This window comes from Taklimakanibacter lacteus (assembly GCA_003576695.1).
GTDB classification, from domain to species: domain Bacteria; phylum Pseudomonadota; class Alphaproteobacteria; order Rhizobiales; family Aestuariivirgaceae; genus Taklimakanibacter; species Taklimakanibacter lacteus.
This window is the reverse complement of record QOZQ01000009.1, coordinates 61,583-79,121: the sequence shown is the minus strand read 5'-3', so window position 1 is coordinate 79,121 and position 17,539 is coordinate 61,583. Positions and strand designations below refer to the sequence as shown.

Here is a 17,539-nt window from a genome sequence, read left to right as displayed (position 1 = left end):
TCAGCTCGCCGCCCGCATGCGCGCCTGGTCGCGCTCGACCAGCCGGTCGACGAAGCGGGCCTGCGGAATGGTGATGAGCACGAAGAGGATGGCGACGATCGTCACCGCCGACAGATTGAATGCGTTGGAGGCGATGATGCGTGACTGGTTGAAGCCATCGACGACGCCGATAACCTGCACCAGGGCGGTATCCTTCTGCAGGCCGATGAAGTCATTGAGCAGCGGCGCCATGATGCGGCGCACCGCTTGCGGCACGATCACATAGCGCAGCGTCTGCAGATAGGAGAGACCGAGCGAGCGCGATGCCGCCCACTGACTTGGATGGATGCTCTCGATGCCGGCGCGATAGACCTCGGCAACATAGGCGCCGTAGGTCAGGGTGAGCGCCAGGATGCAATACCAGGTGAGCGGAATGCGGGTATATTGCTTGATCTGGGCAGCCGTCATGCCGTCGAAATTGACGAACAGGCCGACGATCGGCGGAATGATGAGGTCGGGCAAACCCGAGAGCGGCAGGCCGAAGCCAACGAGATAGAGCGTCAGCACCGCCGGCAGGCCGCGAAAAACATCGCAATAGGCGATGGCCAGCAAGCGCACCGGCTGGCCCGCCGGTCCCGGCATGAGACGGGCAATTGCGACCACCAGTCCCCAGATGAGAACCAGGATCTCGGCGATGACGAATATCTTTATGTTGTTCCAGAAGGCCAGGACCACCAGGTCCCATTTTTCGGCGATGAGCGGCAGATAAAAGAAGGTTCTGCCGACGCCGGCATTGTTGGCCATGATGAAGCTGGCGAAGGCCAGCAGCACCAGCGCGGCGGCGCCCCAGCCAAAGGTGATGTAGGACCATTCGCGAGCCGCTGCGGCATCGATGCGCGCTTCGACGATATTGTTCTGGCTGAGCGCCTCGCGCGCCCGCCTGGAGAAGCTCCAGGACCGGAATGCCGGCAGGAACAGCGCCGCGGTCGCGGCGACCACCAGGAAGAAGAACGTGCTCCAGGCGGCATCTCGGGCGATCTGCAAATGATCGAGGGCGCCGGCAATGGTGCGCGTAGCGCCCCAGGCGCAGAGAACGCAGAAGCCGGCAAACAACAAGGCCGCAAGAGACAACCCGTCGGTGCGGCGCGGGAGAGTGGGCAACGTCCCCACTCTCCCCTTCGTTGCGATGTCAGTCACCGGCAGTCAGTCCGATCAGGGATTGAAATACGGAACCTTGGCCGGATCCTTGCCCCAGACGGCCGCCAGATATTTGTCGGCGAGTTTCGACACGGTGCCGTCATCGATCATCGCCTTGATGATCTTGTCGATCGTCGCATTGTTGGCGCCGCCCTTCGGATAGAGGGCGCCGTAGCTCTCACCCGTCTTGTATTGACCGACGACGACATGCTTGCCCGAGGTCTTCAGCTCCTCGGCGAGCACGATCGATGTGTCGGTGATGGCGGCATCGATCTGGCCGGCAGCAAGCGCCGTGAACATATCGCCCTGGTCGGGATAGACTTGCGTCTGGCCGGCGGGAATCTTCAGCCCATCGGCCACGAAGGCGGCACCGGTCGTTGCCTGCTGCACGCCGACGGTCTTCTCCTTGATCGTCTTCTCATCGACCGGCGTATCGGCGCGGGCAAGAACGCCGATATCGGAGCTGAAATAGGGAATGGAGAAATCCACCACCTTCTTGCGTTCGTCGGTGATCGATATCTCGGAAAGGGCGAGATCGAAATCGGCGGTCTGGCCGGTGACCAGCGGATCCCAGCCGACATTCACCACTTCCATCTTGTCGAAGCCCGCGCGCCAGGCGATCTCGGCGGCGAGACAATATTCCATGCCGTCCTTGATCGATTCAGGCGTGTCGCCGTTCCACCAGATGGGTGCCGGCAAGGAAACCTCGACGGTGAGTTGCCCGGCTTTGGCGGGGCTGGCGATCGGGATCGAGCCCTTCTCGCCCATCACTTCGCAGTTGCCGATCATGTTCGCGGCCTCAGCCGGCATCGAGAACTGGGCCAGCGCGGCGAGCGCCGCGGCGGCCAAAATATTCCGTTTGTTGAATTTCATCAGACTTCCTCCAGTGGCTTTATGTTTCTCGCAACTAGATCATGCCCGAAGCGATTGGGCAAGATCACCCGGTCCAGCCGAGACCGGCGGCAATGCAGTTCATGGTCATGAGCAGCGGCGTCAAGGCCTTGTCCTTCTGGCGCCCGGCGCGCGCATCCTTCAGGAAATCGACCTGCCAGCGATTGGCCTGGTCGATCATCGGGCGCACCCGGTCGAAGCGGCGGCGGAAGCCCGGGAACCTGGCGCAGAGGCCGCCGGCGCCCGAAAGCTCCAGCACCCTGTCGCGCGTCAAGGCATGTTCCCGCTGGACCTGGCCCAATATGCGCTTCGCGGCCTTGCGGTCGGGCACCAGCCCGGCATAAAGGGCGGCGATCTCCATATCGGCGAGATAGAGCGACTTCTCGACCTCATCGATGGCGAGCCGGAAGCCGCGCGAGCGCACGAACATGTCCTTGAGCAGCGCCAGGCCCTTGTCGCCCTGCTCGGCCACATACTGGTCGAGCGCCGAGCCCAGCCCGTACCAGCCGGTGAGCACATGGCGATTCTGGCTCCAGGCGAAAACCCAGGGGATGGCGCGCAGGTCTTCGACACCCTTGGCGCCGAAACGCCGCGCCGGGCGCGAGCCCATCTTGAGCAGCGACAATTCCTCGACCGGGCTCGCCGCCTGGAAATAGTCGATGAGACCCGGATCCTCGGCGAGGCCGCGATAGGTCTTGAAGGAGGCGGAGGCGATGGCCTCGACAGCGGCCTGGTGCTCCGGCACCAGCTTGAGCTCCCGCTCCTTCGGTGATTTGAGAGTATGCACCAGCACGCTCGATGCGAGTACCTCGAGCTGATAGAGGGCGGTGCCGCGATTGGCGAATTTGGACGACACCACTTCGCCCTGCTCCGTGACCCGGAGCCGCCCGCCGATCGTTCCTTCCGGCTGTGCCGCGATGGCGCGTCCGGTCGGCGCGCCGCCACGACTCACCGAGCCGCCACGGCCATGGAAGAAGCTGATCTCTATGCCGGCCGTGCGCGCCAGCCGGACGAGCCGGCGTTGCGCTTCATAAAGCTCGAAGCTGGCGCAGAAGAAACCGCCATCCTTGTTGGAGTCGGAATAGCCGAGCATGATTTCCTGGTGGCCGCCCAGTGCCTTCACGGTCCGGCGCACCATCGGGATCTTGAACAGCTCGTCCATGATGCCGGGCGCGCGGCGCAGGTCGTCGATGGTCTCGAACAGCGGCACGACGGCGAGACGGCAACTTTCGCGCGATGCCGCATCGGTGAAGAGCCCGCTATATTTGGCGAGGAGATAGAGCCCCAATATATCGGTGGCGCTGCGCGTCATCGACAGCACGAAGGCGCCGGTCGCCTTGGGATCGGCACCGTCGAGCGATGAGCGGATCAGGCCAAGGAGGTCGAGGGTCTCGCGCGCCTCATCCGACAATCCCTGGAACAGCGGCCGGAAGCCCATGGGCCGCTTGAGCTCGCCTGCGACCCATTTGGCCCATTCAGCCGAATCGGATTTCGGCGGCTCGCGTTTGGCGGTCGGGTTGAATTTCTGCCACAGCTCGGCCAGCACGCGGTTGATGACGGTGGTGTTCTGCCGCATGTCGAGGCTCATGGTGCGGAAACCGAAGATCTCGACCTCCCAGCGCACCGGGCGCACCGTGTGGGCTGCGATCGATGTCGCCTGCATCAACGCCAGAGCGCGCTCGGCATGGTGGATCGCCTCGGCCAGCTCTTCCGGCTCGGCAAAGGCCTTGCAATGGTGAGCGCCTCGCGGGTTGCGGGTCGCCGCGAGCCTCGCGCGCAGCGCCGAGAAATACTGGCGGAAGGGCTCGCCCGGATTGCGGGCGGAGAGGCTCATATCTCCCGCATTGGCGATTTCGCGCGCCACGCGGGTGCGGAATGCTTCCGGCACATCGGTGTCCGGGCCCGAAATGGAGATGGTCTGCGCCAGATATTCGAGCCGCTTGTCGAGGCGCTCGATCGCGGCGCGGGCATTCTCGCTCAAGGCCCAGCGGGTGGTCGCCACCGTCACATAGGGATTGCCGTCACGGTCGCCGCCGATCCAGGAATAGAACCTGACTGGCGGGCGCACCCTGATCGGCTGCTCGGGATAGTGGCGGGCCAACGCCCCTTCCAGCAATTCGCACAGCTGGGGCGTGCGCTCGAACAAGGTCTCGCGGAAGAAATGCAGGCCCCAGGCGACTTCCGCCTCGACCGTCGGCTTTTCGAGCCGGACTTCACCGGTGAGCCACAGGAGGTCGATGTCGTTGCGCAATTGCCGCATCAGGGCCTCGCGCTCGCGCGGTGTCCAGCGCGGGCTTTCGAGATCATAGAGGCGCAAATAGATGCGGCGGTGGATTTCGAGCACGGTCACACGCTTGGCTTCGGTCGGATGCGCCGTGATGGTGGGGCCGGCTTCCGCCGTCTCCAGCACCTTGGCTACCGCCTGGCCCGTGGCGCCGGCCGCGGCGATGGTGGCGAAGGCATTGGAGAACGAGCCCAGGATCTGGTCGTTGCCGCCCATCGTCTCGAGCCGCCGCCGGGATCGCATCGCGGCATTTTCTTCAGCAATATTAAGAAGTTGCAACCAAATCCCGATGACCTGCAAGGCGGGAGCGCGCAGCTCGGGCTTGATCGAGCGGGCATCTTCCGGATTGTCGATGATGGCCAGCACGCGCGGAGCCCGTTCGCGGATGACGCGCCGCAAGAGATCGCGCAGGAGGACGGTGATCTCGTCCACATAGCCGCCATCCACCGGCAAAATATAACGGGCCGTGTCTGCCATTCCCTCACCTGTCAGGCGTCCATTGTGCACCGCACCCAAGGAATGACAATGGCCCAGATTGCGGCTAAACAGCCCGCCCATGTTGCATGTGAACGGACTCACCTATCGCATTGCCGGGCGCCTTCTGCTCGAGGATGCCAGCGTTGCCATACCGGGCGGCCACAAGGTCGGCCTGGTCGGGCGTAATGGCGTCGGCAAATCGACGCTGCTGCATCTGATCCTCGGCGACCTGCAGTCGGAGTCCGGCAGCGTCGGCATGCCGCGCAATGCCCGCATCGGCACGGTGGCGCAGGAAGCGCCGGGCGGCGATGAATCGCTTCTGGACACAGTGCTGGCGGCCGATCTCGAGCGGGCGCGCCTGCTCATCGAATCCGAGACGGCGCACGACCCGCATCGCATCGCCGAGATCCAGCTGCGCCTTGCCGATATCAACGCCCATTCGGCGCCGGCGCGCGCGGCGACGATCCTGTCGGGCTTGGGCTTTTCGGAAGAGACCCAGAACGGCCCCTGCTCGGCATTGTCCGGCGGCTGGCGCATGCGCGTGGCGCTGGCGGCAGCTCTCTTCTCTTCGCCCGACGTGCTGCTGCTCGACGAGCCCACCAACTATCTCGATCTCGAAGGCACGATCTGGCTCAAGAGCTTCATCCGCGCCTATCCGCACACCATCCTGATGGTGAGCCATGACCGCGACCTCCTCAACGACGCGGTCGGCGCCATCCTGCATCTGGAGCGCGGCAAGCTCACCCTCTATCAGGGCAATTATGACTCCTTCGAACGGCAGCGGCGCGAGCAGCAGGCGCTGACGCTGAAGCTCAAGAAGAAGCAGGAAGACACGCGCAAGCACATGGAGGCCTTCGTCGAGCGCTTCCGCTACAAGGCTTCGAAAGCGCGCCAGGCGCAAAGCCGCCTCAAGGCGCTGGCCCGGCTCGAGCCGATTGCCGATGTGATCGAGGACCGCGTGGCGTCTTTCCATTTCCCCGATCCGCCGAAGCCGCTGGCGCCGCCTCTGGTGCGCTGGGACAATGCTTCCGTCGGCTATGCCGAAGGCAAGCCCATCCTGCGCAACATCACATTGCGCCTCGATCCCGATGACCGCATCGCGCTTCTCGGCTCCAACGGCAACGGCAAGTCGACCTTCGCCAAGCTGCTGTGCGGCAAGCTTCAGGCGATGAGCGGGGAGATGAAGCATCCGCCGCGCCTGACGGTCGGCTATTTCGCGCAGCACCAGCTCGACGAGTTGTCGGGCGAGCGCACGCCCTATGATTATTTCACCGACCTGATGCCCGAGCACACCCAGGCGCAACGGCGCGCCCGGCTCGGCGCCTATGGCTTCGGCGCGTCGCTTGCCGATTCAAAATGCAAGACGCTTTCAGGCGGCGAGAAGGCCCGCCTCCTCTTCGCGCTGGCCGCCTTCCATGCGCCCCATATCCTGGTGCTCGACGAGCCGACCAACCATCTCGACGTCGATTCGCGCGAAGCCCTCATCCACGCGATCAACGACTATGAAGGCGCCGTCATCCTGATCAGCCATGACCGCCATATCATCGAGACCTGCGCCGACCGCCTGTGGCTGGTCGCCAATGGCTCGGTGAAGCCCTTCGAGGGCGACATGGACGACTATACCGATTTCATCCTCGGCCGCACGCCGCAAAAACGCGAAGCTGCACCACCGCCGGCATCCGTCAAGGCTGCGCCGCAGCCGGCGAAGGTCAATCCCGCCGCGGTTAAGAAACAGATTCAGGAAATCAGCCTCAAGATGTCGAAACTACAGGAAAAAATCGACGTCCTGGACCGCGCCTTGCAGGACAACCAGCTCTATATCGCCGATCCCAGGAAGGCTTCCGATTTCGCCACCTTGCGGGCCAAGCTCGGGCGGGATCTGGAAGCCCAGGAAACCGCCTGGCTCGAAGCGCAGGAACAGCTCGAGCGGACGGCGTAGTCAGACCAGCGCAAAGACGCGGCTTGGACCTCCCGACGCGCCCTCGACCTTGGGGCCGCCGACCACGATCGTAGCCCCCTTCTCGGGCAGCTGGCCGAGATTGGCGGTCCCTTCGAGACCCCAGCGCCCGGCCGGCAGCCAGCGATAGTGGGTGGCGAAATCCTTCGAGGCGCCATAGTCGAGCGACAATGTGTCGACGACGATGCCGACGACCTTGCGTTCGAGGAGTGCGGCCGCGGCCTCGGGATGGAAGCCCGGAAAATGCATGACGCCCGCCGCATCGGCATTGCGGAACTTGTCGGTCCGCACATGCTGGTCCCAGCCGGAATTCATCGCGACCGCGGCACCGTCGGGCAGCGCACCGTTCTTGGCTTCCCACGCCTTGATGTCGTCCGGGGTGATCTGCGTGTCGGGTTCCTTCGCCGCACGCTCTGCTATATTGATGACGCAAAGCGGCGCCACCAGCGTGTCGACCGGGATGGCGGATGCATCAGGTCCGTCGGCCGAGAAATGATAGGGCGTGTCGAGATGCGTGCCCGTATGCTCGACCAGATGCCACTTCTTCATGTTGAATCCGTCCTTCTCGAAGACAGAGAGCACTTCGATCTCGAGCTGCTTCTTGCCGAAATAGGTCGGGAATTCCGCCCATAGTGGATGGGTGAGATCTACGACCTTGGAGAAGCTCACAGGCGCAGCCTCAGCGCCAAAGGCGCTGAAAGCCGAAGTGGCTCCGACAATGGCGGTCATCCCCGCACCCTTGAACAAACCGCGACGTGAGATCGTATGGGCAACCGTTTCCATGCAGCCTGGCAAGCACATTGTTCCCTCCTCTGCCTGTCACGATGATCTCATTGGTCATCAGCCGGATGACCTGTCAGGTAATGGTCATCCATGCTAGGCAGGTTGCCGGTCACCTGCCAAGAAGAAATAGTTCAGCCCCGCAAATGCTTTTCATCGCCCTCGGCATCGTCGCTCTGCTTGCGCTCATCTTCGGGCCGCAGATGTGGATCCGCCGCACCATAGCCCGCCATGCGCAGGAGCGCGCCGACTTTCCCGGCACCGGCGGCGAGCTGGCGCGCCACCTCCTCGATGAAGCGGGCCTGCAGTCGGTAAAGGTCGAGAGCATTGAGGCCGGCGACCATTACAGTCCGGTCGACAAGGCGGTGCGTCTGGCCAAGGCCAATTACGAAGGTAAATCGGTGACGGCGGTCGCGATCGCCGCGCATGAGGCGTCGCATGCGATGCAGGATGCCGAAGGCTATGGCCCCTTGCACCTGCGCCAGAAGCTCGTCGGCTATGCCATCGTCATCGAGAAGACCGGCAGCGTGCTCCTGCTGGCGACACCGGTGATCTTCGCGCTTACCCGCTCGCCTCTGGTGCTTGCCTTCGAGTTGGTTGCCGGCCTCGGCATCCTGGCCTCGACGGTCGTGCTTCATATCGTGACGCTTCCGACCGAATTCGATGCAAGCTTCAAGCGCGCTTTGCCCATCCTCACGCATTATGTGCGGCCGGAAGACATGAAGGGTGCGCGTCAGGTACTGCGCGCCGCTGCTTTCACCTATGTGGCCTCGGCGCTGGTCAGCCTGATCGATGTGGCGCGCTGGATCAGGATCCTGCGATTCTAAGTCTTGGCCCGGTTCTGCCAGCGCCCGCTCTCGTCCTGCTGCCAGTAGCTGACCTCATGACCCTGGCCGCGCGCGTCCTTCCAGATGCGGCGAGCCCGCTCGACGGCCTCCGGATCGGCGCCGTCGAACAGGAGGACAGCGCGCTCGAGGCCGTCATAGCCCGTGGGTTCGACACCGCCGATGAAGAATCGCACCGAGGCCTGATTGGGGTTGTCATTCGACGCGGTGACCCAGACCGGCTGATCCTCGGCATTGCCGTCCCTGGCGGTGCCATGGGGAAGGAACCCTTCTTCAGAATGGGTCCACAGCAAGGTCGAGAGCGCCTCGACCCGCTCGTCCGAATCGGTCTCGATGACGGCCCGCCAGCCGCGCTCCAGAGTACGCTCCAGCAGTTGCGGCAGCACCCTTTCGAGCGGCTGGCGCTCAAGATGGTAAAAGAGAATATCGGTCATGGACGCATCCAAGCGGGTCGGAGCGCCCCGGTCAACGCTCTTTGCGCCGGGGCGACTTTGCCGCTAAGGTCAAGCAAAGAGACTTTGAATGGGGTTGGGTATGGGGCGTCTCGTAGTACTGGCGGCTGCTTTGGCGGTAACAATCGGTTTGAGCCTGGTTGCCGCGGCCGGCAGGTCGGCCGCCATGGGTCTGTGCAATTGCTGCGAGACTTCCCTCACGCCCTCCTGCGGCAAGGTCTGCGCCGGCACCACGCTGACGCCGGGAATGTGCCCGGCCATCGTCGACTATGAAGGAACGGGAGCCGCAGCGAAGGGAAGCAACCCGCTCAATGGCATGTCGCTCAAGGATCTCTCGATCGGCACCCCCACCGCCTGGCAGCTCGAGCTGTTCCGGCGCTTCCTCGAAAAAGGACGGCGGCAGGCCGTCGCGACCTACAAGACGGCGCTCCGGCATCTGAGGCGCGGGAAAATTTCCGAGACGGAGCTCGCCAAGGCGAAGCCGCTGTATGATGAGGCCCTGGTGAACTACTATCATGGCATACGGGCATATCTGAACAGCGTAGGCACGAAATCGGACTAAGAGGCAAGGATATCCCCTGGTCGCTTGATCTGTCTGCCGATCTCAATTTTTGAATGGCCAAACGAAACCTGATCATCGTTCACAGAGGTCCCGAATATGAGAAGGACTTCAGGGAAATCGCCAAGAAGGTCGTGGCGATCGACAAGGATATCTCCGTCTACGCCGTTCCCAACCAATCGACCGTGCAATTGCCGAGCCTGGCCTGGATGTGGCCCACCCTGGTGGTCTCGCTGACATCCGAATATCGGCTTCAGATCAAGCGCGGCTCGGTGCTCAATAACCTCAAGATCGAGAAACTCGCCCAATACAAGGTGTTCCGCGAGGCGGATATCTCGACACCCGCGACACTTCCCTTCCAGTTCGGCACGATGCTCGATCCGTTGCTGTTCGGCGAGTTCGTCCTGATCAAGCCGATGGACCTTGGGATCACCTCGACGGGCCTGGGCGTTCAACTGTTCAGACGGCACCGGCTCGAGCGGATGCAGCCAAATGATTTCCCGCCGGATCATCCCATTCACCAGGCACGTGATGGATATCTAGTGCAGAGATTTGTCGATACCGGGCCTAATCCGTCATTCCACCGCATCCAGACCTTCTTCGGCAAGGTCATCTATTCCTGGCATTCGACGCTGCAGCAACCGCGCTGCCCGCTCGATGCGCCCGATGCGGAGATCGAACGCACTGTCATCGCCTCGCAAGGCGGCGAAAAGAACCGCAAGCTCGTCAAGGAACCGGATATCATCGCCCTTGCCGAGAAAGTCGGCGCGGCCTTCCCGACCATTCCCTTGCTCGCCATCGATGTCCTGCGCGAGGAAGGCAGCGGAAAGCTCTATGTCCTCGAATGCAATCCGGGCGGCAATACCTGGCACTTTTCCTCGAAGATCGGCGCCAAGCTCCGGCTGGGCTTCGGCAAAGCGGAAGTGAATGGCGCCGAGCGCGCTCATCAGATTGCCCGAAGAATGTTCATGGAACAATATGGCGCCTTTGATATTGTCGCGCGCACGCTCGTCGAAAAGACTCATCAACTGGCGTCGTGAGAAGGTGCATCCGGGGAAAAGCCGTGCAGAAAGAACCGCAACAGTGGCTGAGAGAATGGGAACGCCTGATCAACGCTCTGGACTTCGCCGGAGGGCGAGCCTTGTTCGCGGAAGATGTCGTCTCGTTCGGCACCTTTGCCGACATGCTCCACGGACTGGATGAGCTGGAGCACCGGCAATGGCGGAAGATCTGGCCGACCATCGCCGATTTCACTTTCGAGGAGCCCACCATTATTCGTTTCGACGACTCGCCGGGAACTATCGGCATCGTCGTCCTTTGGCATTCAAAAGGCCGAAAGAAAGAGGGTGGCTGGTATCCCCGGAAAGGACGGGCGACCCTGATCCTGAAGGATGGAAAGGACGGCCTGCGCTGCGTCCACTCCCATCTCTCCATGGAACCCGGAATTCCGCCCCTGGCGGACTAAGCCAGACTAGACCATCCACCAGCGCTCGATGCATTTCCAGCCGTCGAGCTCGAAATTCGAGCCCATTTGCGCGTCGTGTCCGATCTTCGTCGAGACAGCGTCGACGAAATTGGCATAGGCCGGAATGATGGCGCCGCCATCATCGCTCACCAATGCCTGCATCTCGCCATACATCTGAGCGCGCTTGCTTTCGTCGAGCTCGGCGCGCGCCGCCACCAGCAATTCATTGAAGCGCTGATTGTTCCAATGCGTGTCGTTCCAATCGGCGCCCGCCGCATAGACCTGGCTGAACATCCAATCCTCGGTCGGCCGGCCGGCCCAGAAGCACATCACGAAGGGCTTCTTGAGCCACACATTCGACCAGTAGCCGTCATCGGCCTCGCGCACCACATTGATGTCGATGCCGGCCTTGAGCGCCTGCTCGCGGTAGAGCAATGCCATGTCGACCGCGCCATTGAAGGCGGCATCGGCGGCCGAGAGATCGATCTTCAGCTCCGACAGGCCGGCCTGCCTCAGATGGAACTTCGCCTTGTCCGGATCGTAAGGCCGGGGCTTCAGGTCCGAAGCAAAATAGCGGTTGGCCGGGGTGATCGGGCTGTCGAGGCCGGGGCGGCCATGGCCCAGGAGGATCGTGTTGACCATGGCCTCGCGATCGATCGCATATTTCAGGGCGTGGCGCACATCCTTGTTGTCGAACGGCGCCACATCGGTGAACATCGGCATGGTGAAGTGCTGGGTGCCTGTTACCTCGTTGATCGCCACATCCGGATTTCGCTTCAGCATGGCGAGCGTCTTGATGTCGACGCGGGCGATGGCGTCGACCTCGCCGGTGATCAGGGCGTTCATGCGCGCCGCAACATCGGCGATGCCGAGGATCTTCACATCGTCGAAATGCGCCCTGCCCGCTTTCCAGTAATTGGAGTTGCGCTTCAGCGTCATGCTGATGCCGCGCTCATGCGCGACGAAGACATATCCACCGGTGCCGATGGCCGGCTCCCAATCTATCTTGCCGTTCACCGCCGGACCGATGACCAGGTGATAGTCGGTGCACATATAGGGAAAGTCGGCATTGCCCTGTGCCAGGGTGACGACGACCTTGTCGGCGCCATCGGCCTTGATGTCGGTAATCTGATCGACGATGCCCTTGGCGGCGGACTTCGAGTCCTTGCCGCGATGATGATTGATGGAGGCGACCACGTCGCCCGAGTCGAGCGCCTTGCCATTATGGAAGGTCACGCCCCGACGCAGCTTGAAGACCCAAGTCTTGGCGTCGGCCGACGGCTCGATGGTTTCGGCGAGCTCCGGAACAAGCTTCCCGTCGGGGCCGACTTCGGTCAGGTTGTTGTAGACCGCTCCCCACAGGCCGGTATTAATAAGGCCGGACGTGCCCCAGGTCGCCGGATCGTGGGAGTCGTTCGTGTTGGCGCCGACCATTCCCAGCCGGAAGGACCCGCCCTTTTTCGGTGAGGACGCCCGAGCGAGCGCCGGCAAGGTCAGGCCGGCGCCGAGAGCTGCCGCGCTCCCCAATACTGCCTGGCGGCGATTCAAGCGACCGAAAGACATAGGTCTCATCATGGTCATTCCCTCCCTGTGAAATCGCTGGTCAAGGTTCCATTGGCAAGGCGCGCCGCCGCCTCGCAAATCGCGGTGAAGCTGGCCGCGGCCCGTTGCGACATGACCCTGGCGCGCAAATAGCCATGCACCAGTTCGGGCTCGTTACGGTAAGCGGCGATGCCGCCCGATTGGCGGATCGCTTCGGCATAGTCGCGCGCATCGTCGCGCAGCGGGTCGATATCGGCGCTCACGATGAAGGCCGGCGGAAGGCCGGCAAAATCGCGCGCCTTGAGCGGCATGATATCGGGGTCGCTCACTTGCGAACGCTCGCGTCCGCCCGAGATGATCTTGAAATAGGACAAGGCTTCGTCGGTCCGGAGCAAGGGCGCCTCGGCATTCTCGATATAGGAACCGCGCGAGGGATCGCCGCCAAGGCCCGGATAGATGAGAACCTGGCCGATTGGTCGCGGCTCACCCGCCGCCTTGCGGCGCAGGCAGACTGCGGCGGTGAGATTGCCGCCGGCACTGTCGCCCGCCACGATCACACGCCTGCCGGAGCGTGCCAAATGCAGGAAGGCCGCCTCGGCATCATCGGTGAAGGCCGGGTGCGGATTTTCGGGCGCCAGGCGATAATCGGCCGCGACCACCTCCAGCCCGGTGCGTATGGACAGTTCGGCGCAGACATCATCATGGCTGTGCAGGCCGCCGACCACCATGCCGCCGCCATGCAGATAGAGGACGGCCACCTCGTCATGCGGGCCCGAATGCGCCGGCTTGTAGCGGCGCGCCGGGATCAGCCGGTCAGGTTTGGTCGCGGCAATGGTGAAATCGCCGACCACAAGCCCCGGCAGGCGTTCCTGGCGGAAGGCCGCGCAATAGCGGTCATAGACGGCGCGATTCTGTTCGACGGTATAGGTGAAGGCGTCCGCCGGATAGAAGTCCAGGGTGCGTTCGATGAACGCAACCACCTCGGGATCGCTCGGCATAGGGTGCGCCACTGGCCAGCCCCCTCTGTTGACGCAGACCTCCTCCTATAACGGAAATCCGCCGCTTACATGCGTGAAAGCGACGGACCTTGCCGAAATGCGAACTGAGCTCAGCCTTCGTAATGTTCGGCGACGAGCCGGTTGAGCAGGCGCACACCCCAGCCCGAACCCCAGCTCTGGTTGATGGCCGTGCGGTTCGAATCCATGGCCGTGCCGGCAACATCGAGATGCGCCCAGGGCACGTTGTTGACGAAACGCTGCAGGAACTGGGCGGCGGTGATGGCGCCGGCATTGCGGCCACCGATATTCTTCATGTCGGCGACCTCGAAATCGATCATCTTGTCATATTCGGGCGAGAGCGGCATGCGCCAGACCTTCTCACCCGTCGCCAGCCCCTGATCGTAAAGACGGGCCGACAATTCATCGTTGTTGGAGAAGAGCCCCGCATATTCCTTGCCGAGCGCCACCATGATGGCGCCCGTCAGCGTGGCGAGATCGACCATGAATTTGGGCTTGAAGCGGTCCTGCGTGTACCAGAGCGCGTCGGCGAGAACGAGACGGCCTTCCGCATCGGTGTTGAGGACGGCGATGGTCTTGCCGGCCATCGAAGTCACGATATCGCCCGGACGCTGCGCATTGCCGTCAGGCATATTCTCGACGAGACCGATGACGCCGACCACATTCACCTTGGCCTTGCGGCGGGCCAGCGCCAGCATCAGCCCGGCGACGCAGGCAGCTCCGCCCATGTCGCCCTTCATGTCCTCCATGCCAGGACCAGGCTTGATCGAGATACCGCCGGTGTCGAAGGTGACACCCTTGCCGACGAAGGCGACCGGCCTGTCGCCCTTCCTGCCACCTTGCCAGCGCATGACGACGAGGCGCGGCTCGTTCACCGAGCCTTGCGCGACACCCAGGAGCGCTCCCATGCCGAGCCTCTTCATCTGGGCCGGGGTGAGGATCTCGACATTGAGGCCCGCCTTGCCATTGGCCTTCACACGGGCGGCGAACTCCGCCGGGTTGAGCTTGTTGGCGGGCTCATTGACGAGGTCGCGGGCGAAGTGGACGCCCTCGGCGACGGCTTCGTAGCCGGCAAAAAGCTTCTTCGCCCTGGCGGCCTCGGTCGTCAGTATGGCGAGAGACGACAGTCCCTTGCCGTTTGCCGGTTTCTTGGATTTGTAGCGGTCGAAGCTGTAGATCCTGAGCTTGGCGCCGGAAGCCAGGAGAGCTGCGAATTCTTCCGCGGGATGGTCCTCGAGCGGCAGATCGGCCGCAATGGCCGCCCCTTCCACCCTTGCCGACTGCAGGTAGCCCGCTATCGCGCCCCCCAGCTGCTCGGCTTCACGGACCAGGATTTTCGCCGGATCACCCAGTCCCGCGACGATGATTCGCTGGAGGGACACCTTCTCCGGCGCGACAAGGTCGAGAATCTGCTCCCGCTTGGCCTCAAAACTGATCGCCTTGATGGCGCGTGAAAGATGCCCGCCGGTGCGCTTGTCGACCTCCGCGGCGAGCCCCTGCAATTTCTTGTCTTCCGGACAGAAAACGACCAGGACGCCGGATTTTGGCTGTCCGGGCGCAGCGAAAGTAACATTCATGAAGCGATCCTGCTGAGAATTCGGGAGGCTTTTCATTAGCGGCTCGGGCGCCGTGGTTCAACAGTCGTAATGGTTTGTTAAGTATGCAAATTTCCTGCCTTGGGAGCGCCACAGCAGCGGTTACATTCGGACATGGAAAAGCGCTTTGCCGACCCTATCAAACGGGTTAAGAAAGTGTAAAAGAAGGTTACTGGGTAAAGTTCGCAGGACTCATGACGACGGGGCGTCGAAGGGGAAAACGGGCGCACTCTGGGCATTTGCCCGGAGGCCTTTTGTTTGCCACCCTGTTCGCGGCATCCCTCAGCCTCGGCACCATGTTGAGCCCGGTGCCTTCCGCCTTGGCCGCCACCGGCGATGTCCGCGACGACAAGCTCAAGACGCCACCCAAAGGCACGCGCGTCAATGTCATCGCCAACAAGATCACCTATGACGCGCGCACCAAGATAGCTGTCGCCATCGGCAAGGTCGTCCTCACTTACGGCAAGTACGAGCTGGTTGCGACGCGGGTGTCCTACGACCAGCGCAACGACAAGATGACGGCGGTCGGCGAAGTCAGACTGACGGAGCCCGGCGGCAACATCCTGGAAGCCGAGCGCGCCCAGCTCATGAACAATTTCAAGGACGGGTTCGCCGAGCATCTGCGGCTGCTGCTGACAAATGACGCGACGATCACGGCCGACTATGCGGTGCGCCAGGACGGCTATCTCACCGTCTACGACAATGTCATCTACACCGCCTGCAAGGATTGCCGCATGTCCAACGGCAAGCCCTTGTGGCAGCTCAGATCACGCGAAGTGACGCATGACGAGAGAGAAGGCGTCATCTATCACCGCGACGCCACTTTCGAGTTCGGCGGCGCCGATATCATCACGCTGCCCTATTTCTCGCATGCTGATCCGACCGTGAAGCGCCGGACCGGCTTCCTCACGCCCAATTTCAGCTATGCCGGCGTCTATGGCGTCGGCGTCGAGATCCCCTATTTCTGGAACCTGGCGCCCAATTACGATCTCACCTTCAGGCCGGTGATCACGTCCGACCAGGGGCTCCTCGCCCAGGCGGAGTGGAGGCACCGGCTCGCCGATGGCCAATACAGCGTCGATGTCGCAGGCATCTACCAGCTCGATAAAAACCAGGATCCGCCAGGCGATACGCGTTGGCGGGGCTCCGCCCGCACGCAGGGCAAATTCGACCTGAATGACAACTGGAGCTGGGGATGGGACGGAACCCTCGTCAGCGACCGGGACTTCATGGACAAGTACAGGATCGACAATCGCGACGAGGCGATGGACAATGTCTATCTGACCGGCCTCTACGACCGCAACTACTTCTCCGCCCAGGTCATCCATTTCCAGTCGCTCGATCCGGAAGATCATGAAGAGTACTTCCCGACGGCGGTTCCCTATATCCAGCACAGCTACACGCTCGACCAGCCGGTATTCGGCGGCGAGTTCGGCTATAACTGGAGCTTCTACAGCCTGCACCGCAGCGACTCGGTTTACGCCAACGACCCCGACCTGCCGCTGACCAATGTCAATCTCGGCACCGACCAGACGCGCGCGGTCGCCAATCTCGCCTGGCAAAGGCAGATGATCAGCAGCTCCGGCCAGGTCGTAACGCCCTTCGCCAATCTGCGCGGCGACATCTATGTCACCGAGAACCTGCCCGACGACAACAACCTGACGGAAGACAACGAGACGACCACAAACTTCCAGCCGACCGCCGGTATCGACTGGCGCTGGCCATTCCTGTCCAATACCGATGGCGGCCAGCATATACTTACCCCGGTCGCGCAGGTCATCGCCTCGACCAACGAGGAAGACGAGGAGGATCGCGGCAACGAGGATTCGATCAATCTGAACTTCGATGCGACCAGCCTGTTCCTGCATGACCGCTTTACCGGGCTTGACCGCTATGAGGGCGGAACGCGCGTCAATGCCGGCCTGCTCTATACGTTCCTTTCCGCCAATGGCGGCTTCCTGCGCGCCAGCGTGGGCGAATCCTTCCATGTCGCCGGCGAGAACAGCTTTGCCGATGGAACCGGGCTCGAAGGCACCAGTTCCGACCTCGTCACCGCCATCGCCTGGCAGCCCTGGGACGCCATACGCCTGTCCTACCAGGCCCGGCTCGAGGAGGACCTGTCCGCCATCAATCTCCAAGAAGCGGGCTTGAGCCTCAATTTCGACAGGTTTTCCGGGTCTTTATTCTATGCGGATCTCAATGCGGATCCCAACTCGGGACGCCCGGATGACCAGCAGCAGGTCTGGGGCAGCGCGGGCTGGAACTTTTCCGGCGGGTGGAGCGTCTATGCCGGCGCGCGCTACGATCTCGATGAAAGCAAGTTGGTTCGCGATACGGTCGGTATCGGCTTCAACTGCGATTGCTTCAATTTCCGCCTCTTTTACGAGGAGGATCGCGCGGATGAGGATGAAGGGGTTGATCGCTCTGTTATGTTCTCCATTGATCTCAAGTCGCTCGGCGGCGACGATGTGCTGCCGCGCCCATAGAAACTGACCTCCCG

14 protein-coding genes are annotated in these 17,539 nt (G+C 62.5%); 6 read left to right on the top strand and 8 right to left on the bottom strand.

The window, feature by feature from the left end; genetic code table 11:
• From DT068_RS18580 to DT068_RS18570, 3 genes are all read right to left on the bottom strand, one after another.
• Positions 1–1,140 carry an amino acid ABC transporter permease gene (locus DT068_RS18580; RefSeq protein WP_368904820.1) on the bottom strand — a complete coding sequence of 380 codons (1,140 nt, stop codon included), beginning with the start codon at positions 1,138–1,140 and terminating at the stop codon, positions 1–3.
• A gap of 51 nt (positions 1,141–1,191) precedes the next feature.
• On the bottom strand, positions 1,192–2,049 hold the full coding sequence (locus DT068_RS18575) for an ABC transporter substrate-binding protein (protein ID WP_368904819.1): 858 nt from the start codon (positions 2,047–2,049) through the stop codon (positions 1,192–1,194).
• 64 nt (positions 2,050–2,113) lie between these two features.
• Positions 2,114–4,828 carry a phosphoenolpyruvate carboxylase gene (locus DT068_RS18570; RefSeq protein ID WP_119391379.1) on the bottom strand — a complete coding sequence of 905 codons (2,715 nt, stop codon included), beginning with the start codon at positions 4,826–4,828 and terminating at the stop codon, positions 2,114–2,116.
• 79 nt (positions 4,829–4,907) lie between these two features.
• Between DT068_RS18570 and DT068_RS18565 the strand changes: the two genes are divergently transcribed.
• The gene (locus DT068_RS18565; protein WP_119391378.1) at positions 4,908–6,767 is read left to right on the top strand and encodes an ABC-F family ATP-binding cassette domain-containing protein; all 1,860 of its coding nucleotides are present in this window, start codon (positions 4,908–4,910) and stop codon (positions 6,765–6,767) included.
• On the opposite strand, the gene DT068_RS18560 is transcribed toward DT068_RS18565, so the two are convergent.
• A complete protein-coding gene (locus DT068_RS18560) occupies positions 6,768–7,514 on the bottom strand; it encodes a cyclase family protein (protein ID WP_438816445.1) in 747 nt (248 codons plus the stop codon).
• 197 nt (positions 7,515–7,711) lie between these two features.
• Here DT068_RS18560 and DT068_RS18555 point away from each other — a divergent pair, with 197 nt between their 5' ends.
• Positions 7,712–8,392, top strand: a complete 681-nt coding sequence (locus tag DT068_RS18555) for a zinc metallopeptidase (protein WP_119391376.1) — start codon at positions 7,712–7,714, stop codon at positions 8,390–8,392.
• Here DT068_RS18555 and DT068_RS18550 read toward each other — a convergent pair.
• The gene (locus DT068_RS18550) at positions 8,389–8,844 is read right to left on the bottom strand and encodes a DNA polymerase III subunit chi (protein ID WP_119391375.1); all 456 of its coding nucleotides are present in this window, start codon (positions 8,842–8,844) and stop codon (positions 8,389–8,391) included. The two genes, DT068_RS18555 and DT068_RS18550, sit on opposite strands and share 4 nt — an antisense overlap.
• A gap of 88 nt (positions 8,845–8,932) precedes the next feature.
• Between DT068_RS18550 and DT068_RS18545 the strand changes: the two genes are divergently transcribed.
• From DT068_RS18545 to DT068_RS18535, 3 genes are read left to right on the top strand one after another with little or no spacing between them, the layout of a single operon-like run.
• On the top strand, positions 8,933–9,424 hold the full coding sequence (locus tag DT068_RS18545) for a hypothetical protein (RefSeq protein WP_162914295.1): 492 nt from the start codon (positions 8,933–8,935) through the stop codon (positions 9,422–9,424).
• 53 nt (positions 9,425–9,477) lie between these two features.
• The gene (locus DT068_RS18540; protein ID WP_119391373.1) at positions 9,478–10,461 is read left to right on the top strand and encodes an ATP-grasp domain-containing protein; all 984 of its coding nucleotides are present in this window, start codon (positions 9,478–9,480) and stop codon (positions 10,459–10,461) included.
• 23 nt (positions 10,462–10,484) lie between these two features.
• Positions 10,485–10,886, top strand: a complete 402-nt coding sequence (locus DT068_RS18535) for a YybH family protein (RefSeq protein ID WP_162914294.1) — start codon at positions 10,485–10,487, stop codon at positions 10,884–10,886.
• 6 nt (positions 10,887–10,892) lie between these two features.
• Here the strand turns inward: DT068_RS18535 and DT068_RS18530 are convergent, their stop codons facing one another.
• From DT068_RS18530 to DT068_RS18520, 3 genes are all read right to left on the bottom strand, one after another.
• Positions 10,893–12,449 (bottom strand): ABC transporter substrate-binding protein, encoded by a 1,557-nt coding sequence (locus tag DT068_RS18530; protein ID WP_119391371.1) that lies wholly within the window; start codon positions 12,447–12,449, stop codon positions 10,893–10,895.
• 14 nt (positions 12,450–12,463) lie between these two features.
• Entirely contained in the window at positions 12,464–13,426 is a 963-nt protein-coding gene (locus DT068_RS18525) for an alpha/beta hydrolase (protein ID WP_119391370.1), read from the bottom strand.
• 110 nt (positions 13,427–13,536) lie between these two features.
• Positions 13,537–15,021 (bottom strand): leucyl aminopeptidase, encoded by a 1,485-nt coding sequence (locus tag DT068_RS18520; RefSeq protein WP_119391369.1) that lies wholly within the window; start codon positions 15,019–15,021, stop codon positions 13,537–13,539.
• Positions 15,022–15,293: 272 nt separating this feature from the next.
• Here DT068_RS18520 and DT068_RS18515 point away from each other — a divergent pair, with 272 nt between their 5' ends.
• A complete protein-coding gene (locus DT068_RS18515) occupies positions 15,294–17,525 on the top strand; it encodes an LPS-assembly protein LptD (RefSeq protein WP_162914293.1) in 2,232 nt (743 codons plus the stop codon).
• Positions 17,526–17,539 lie beyond the last annotated feature (14 nt).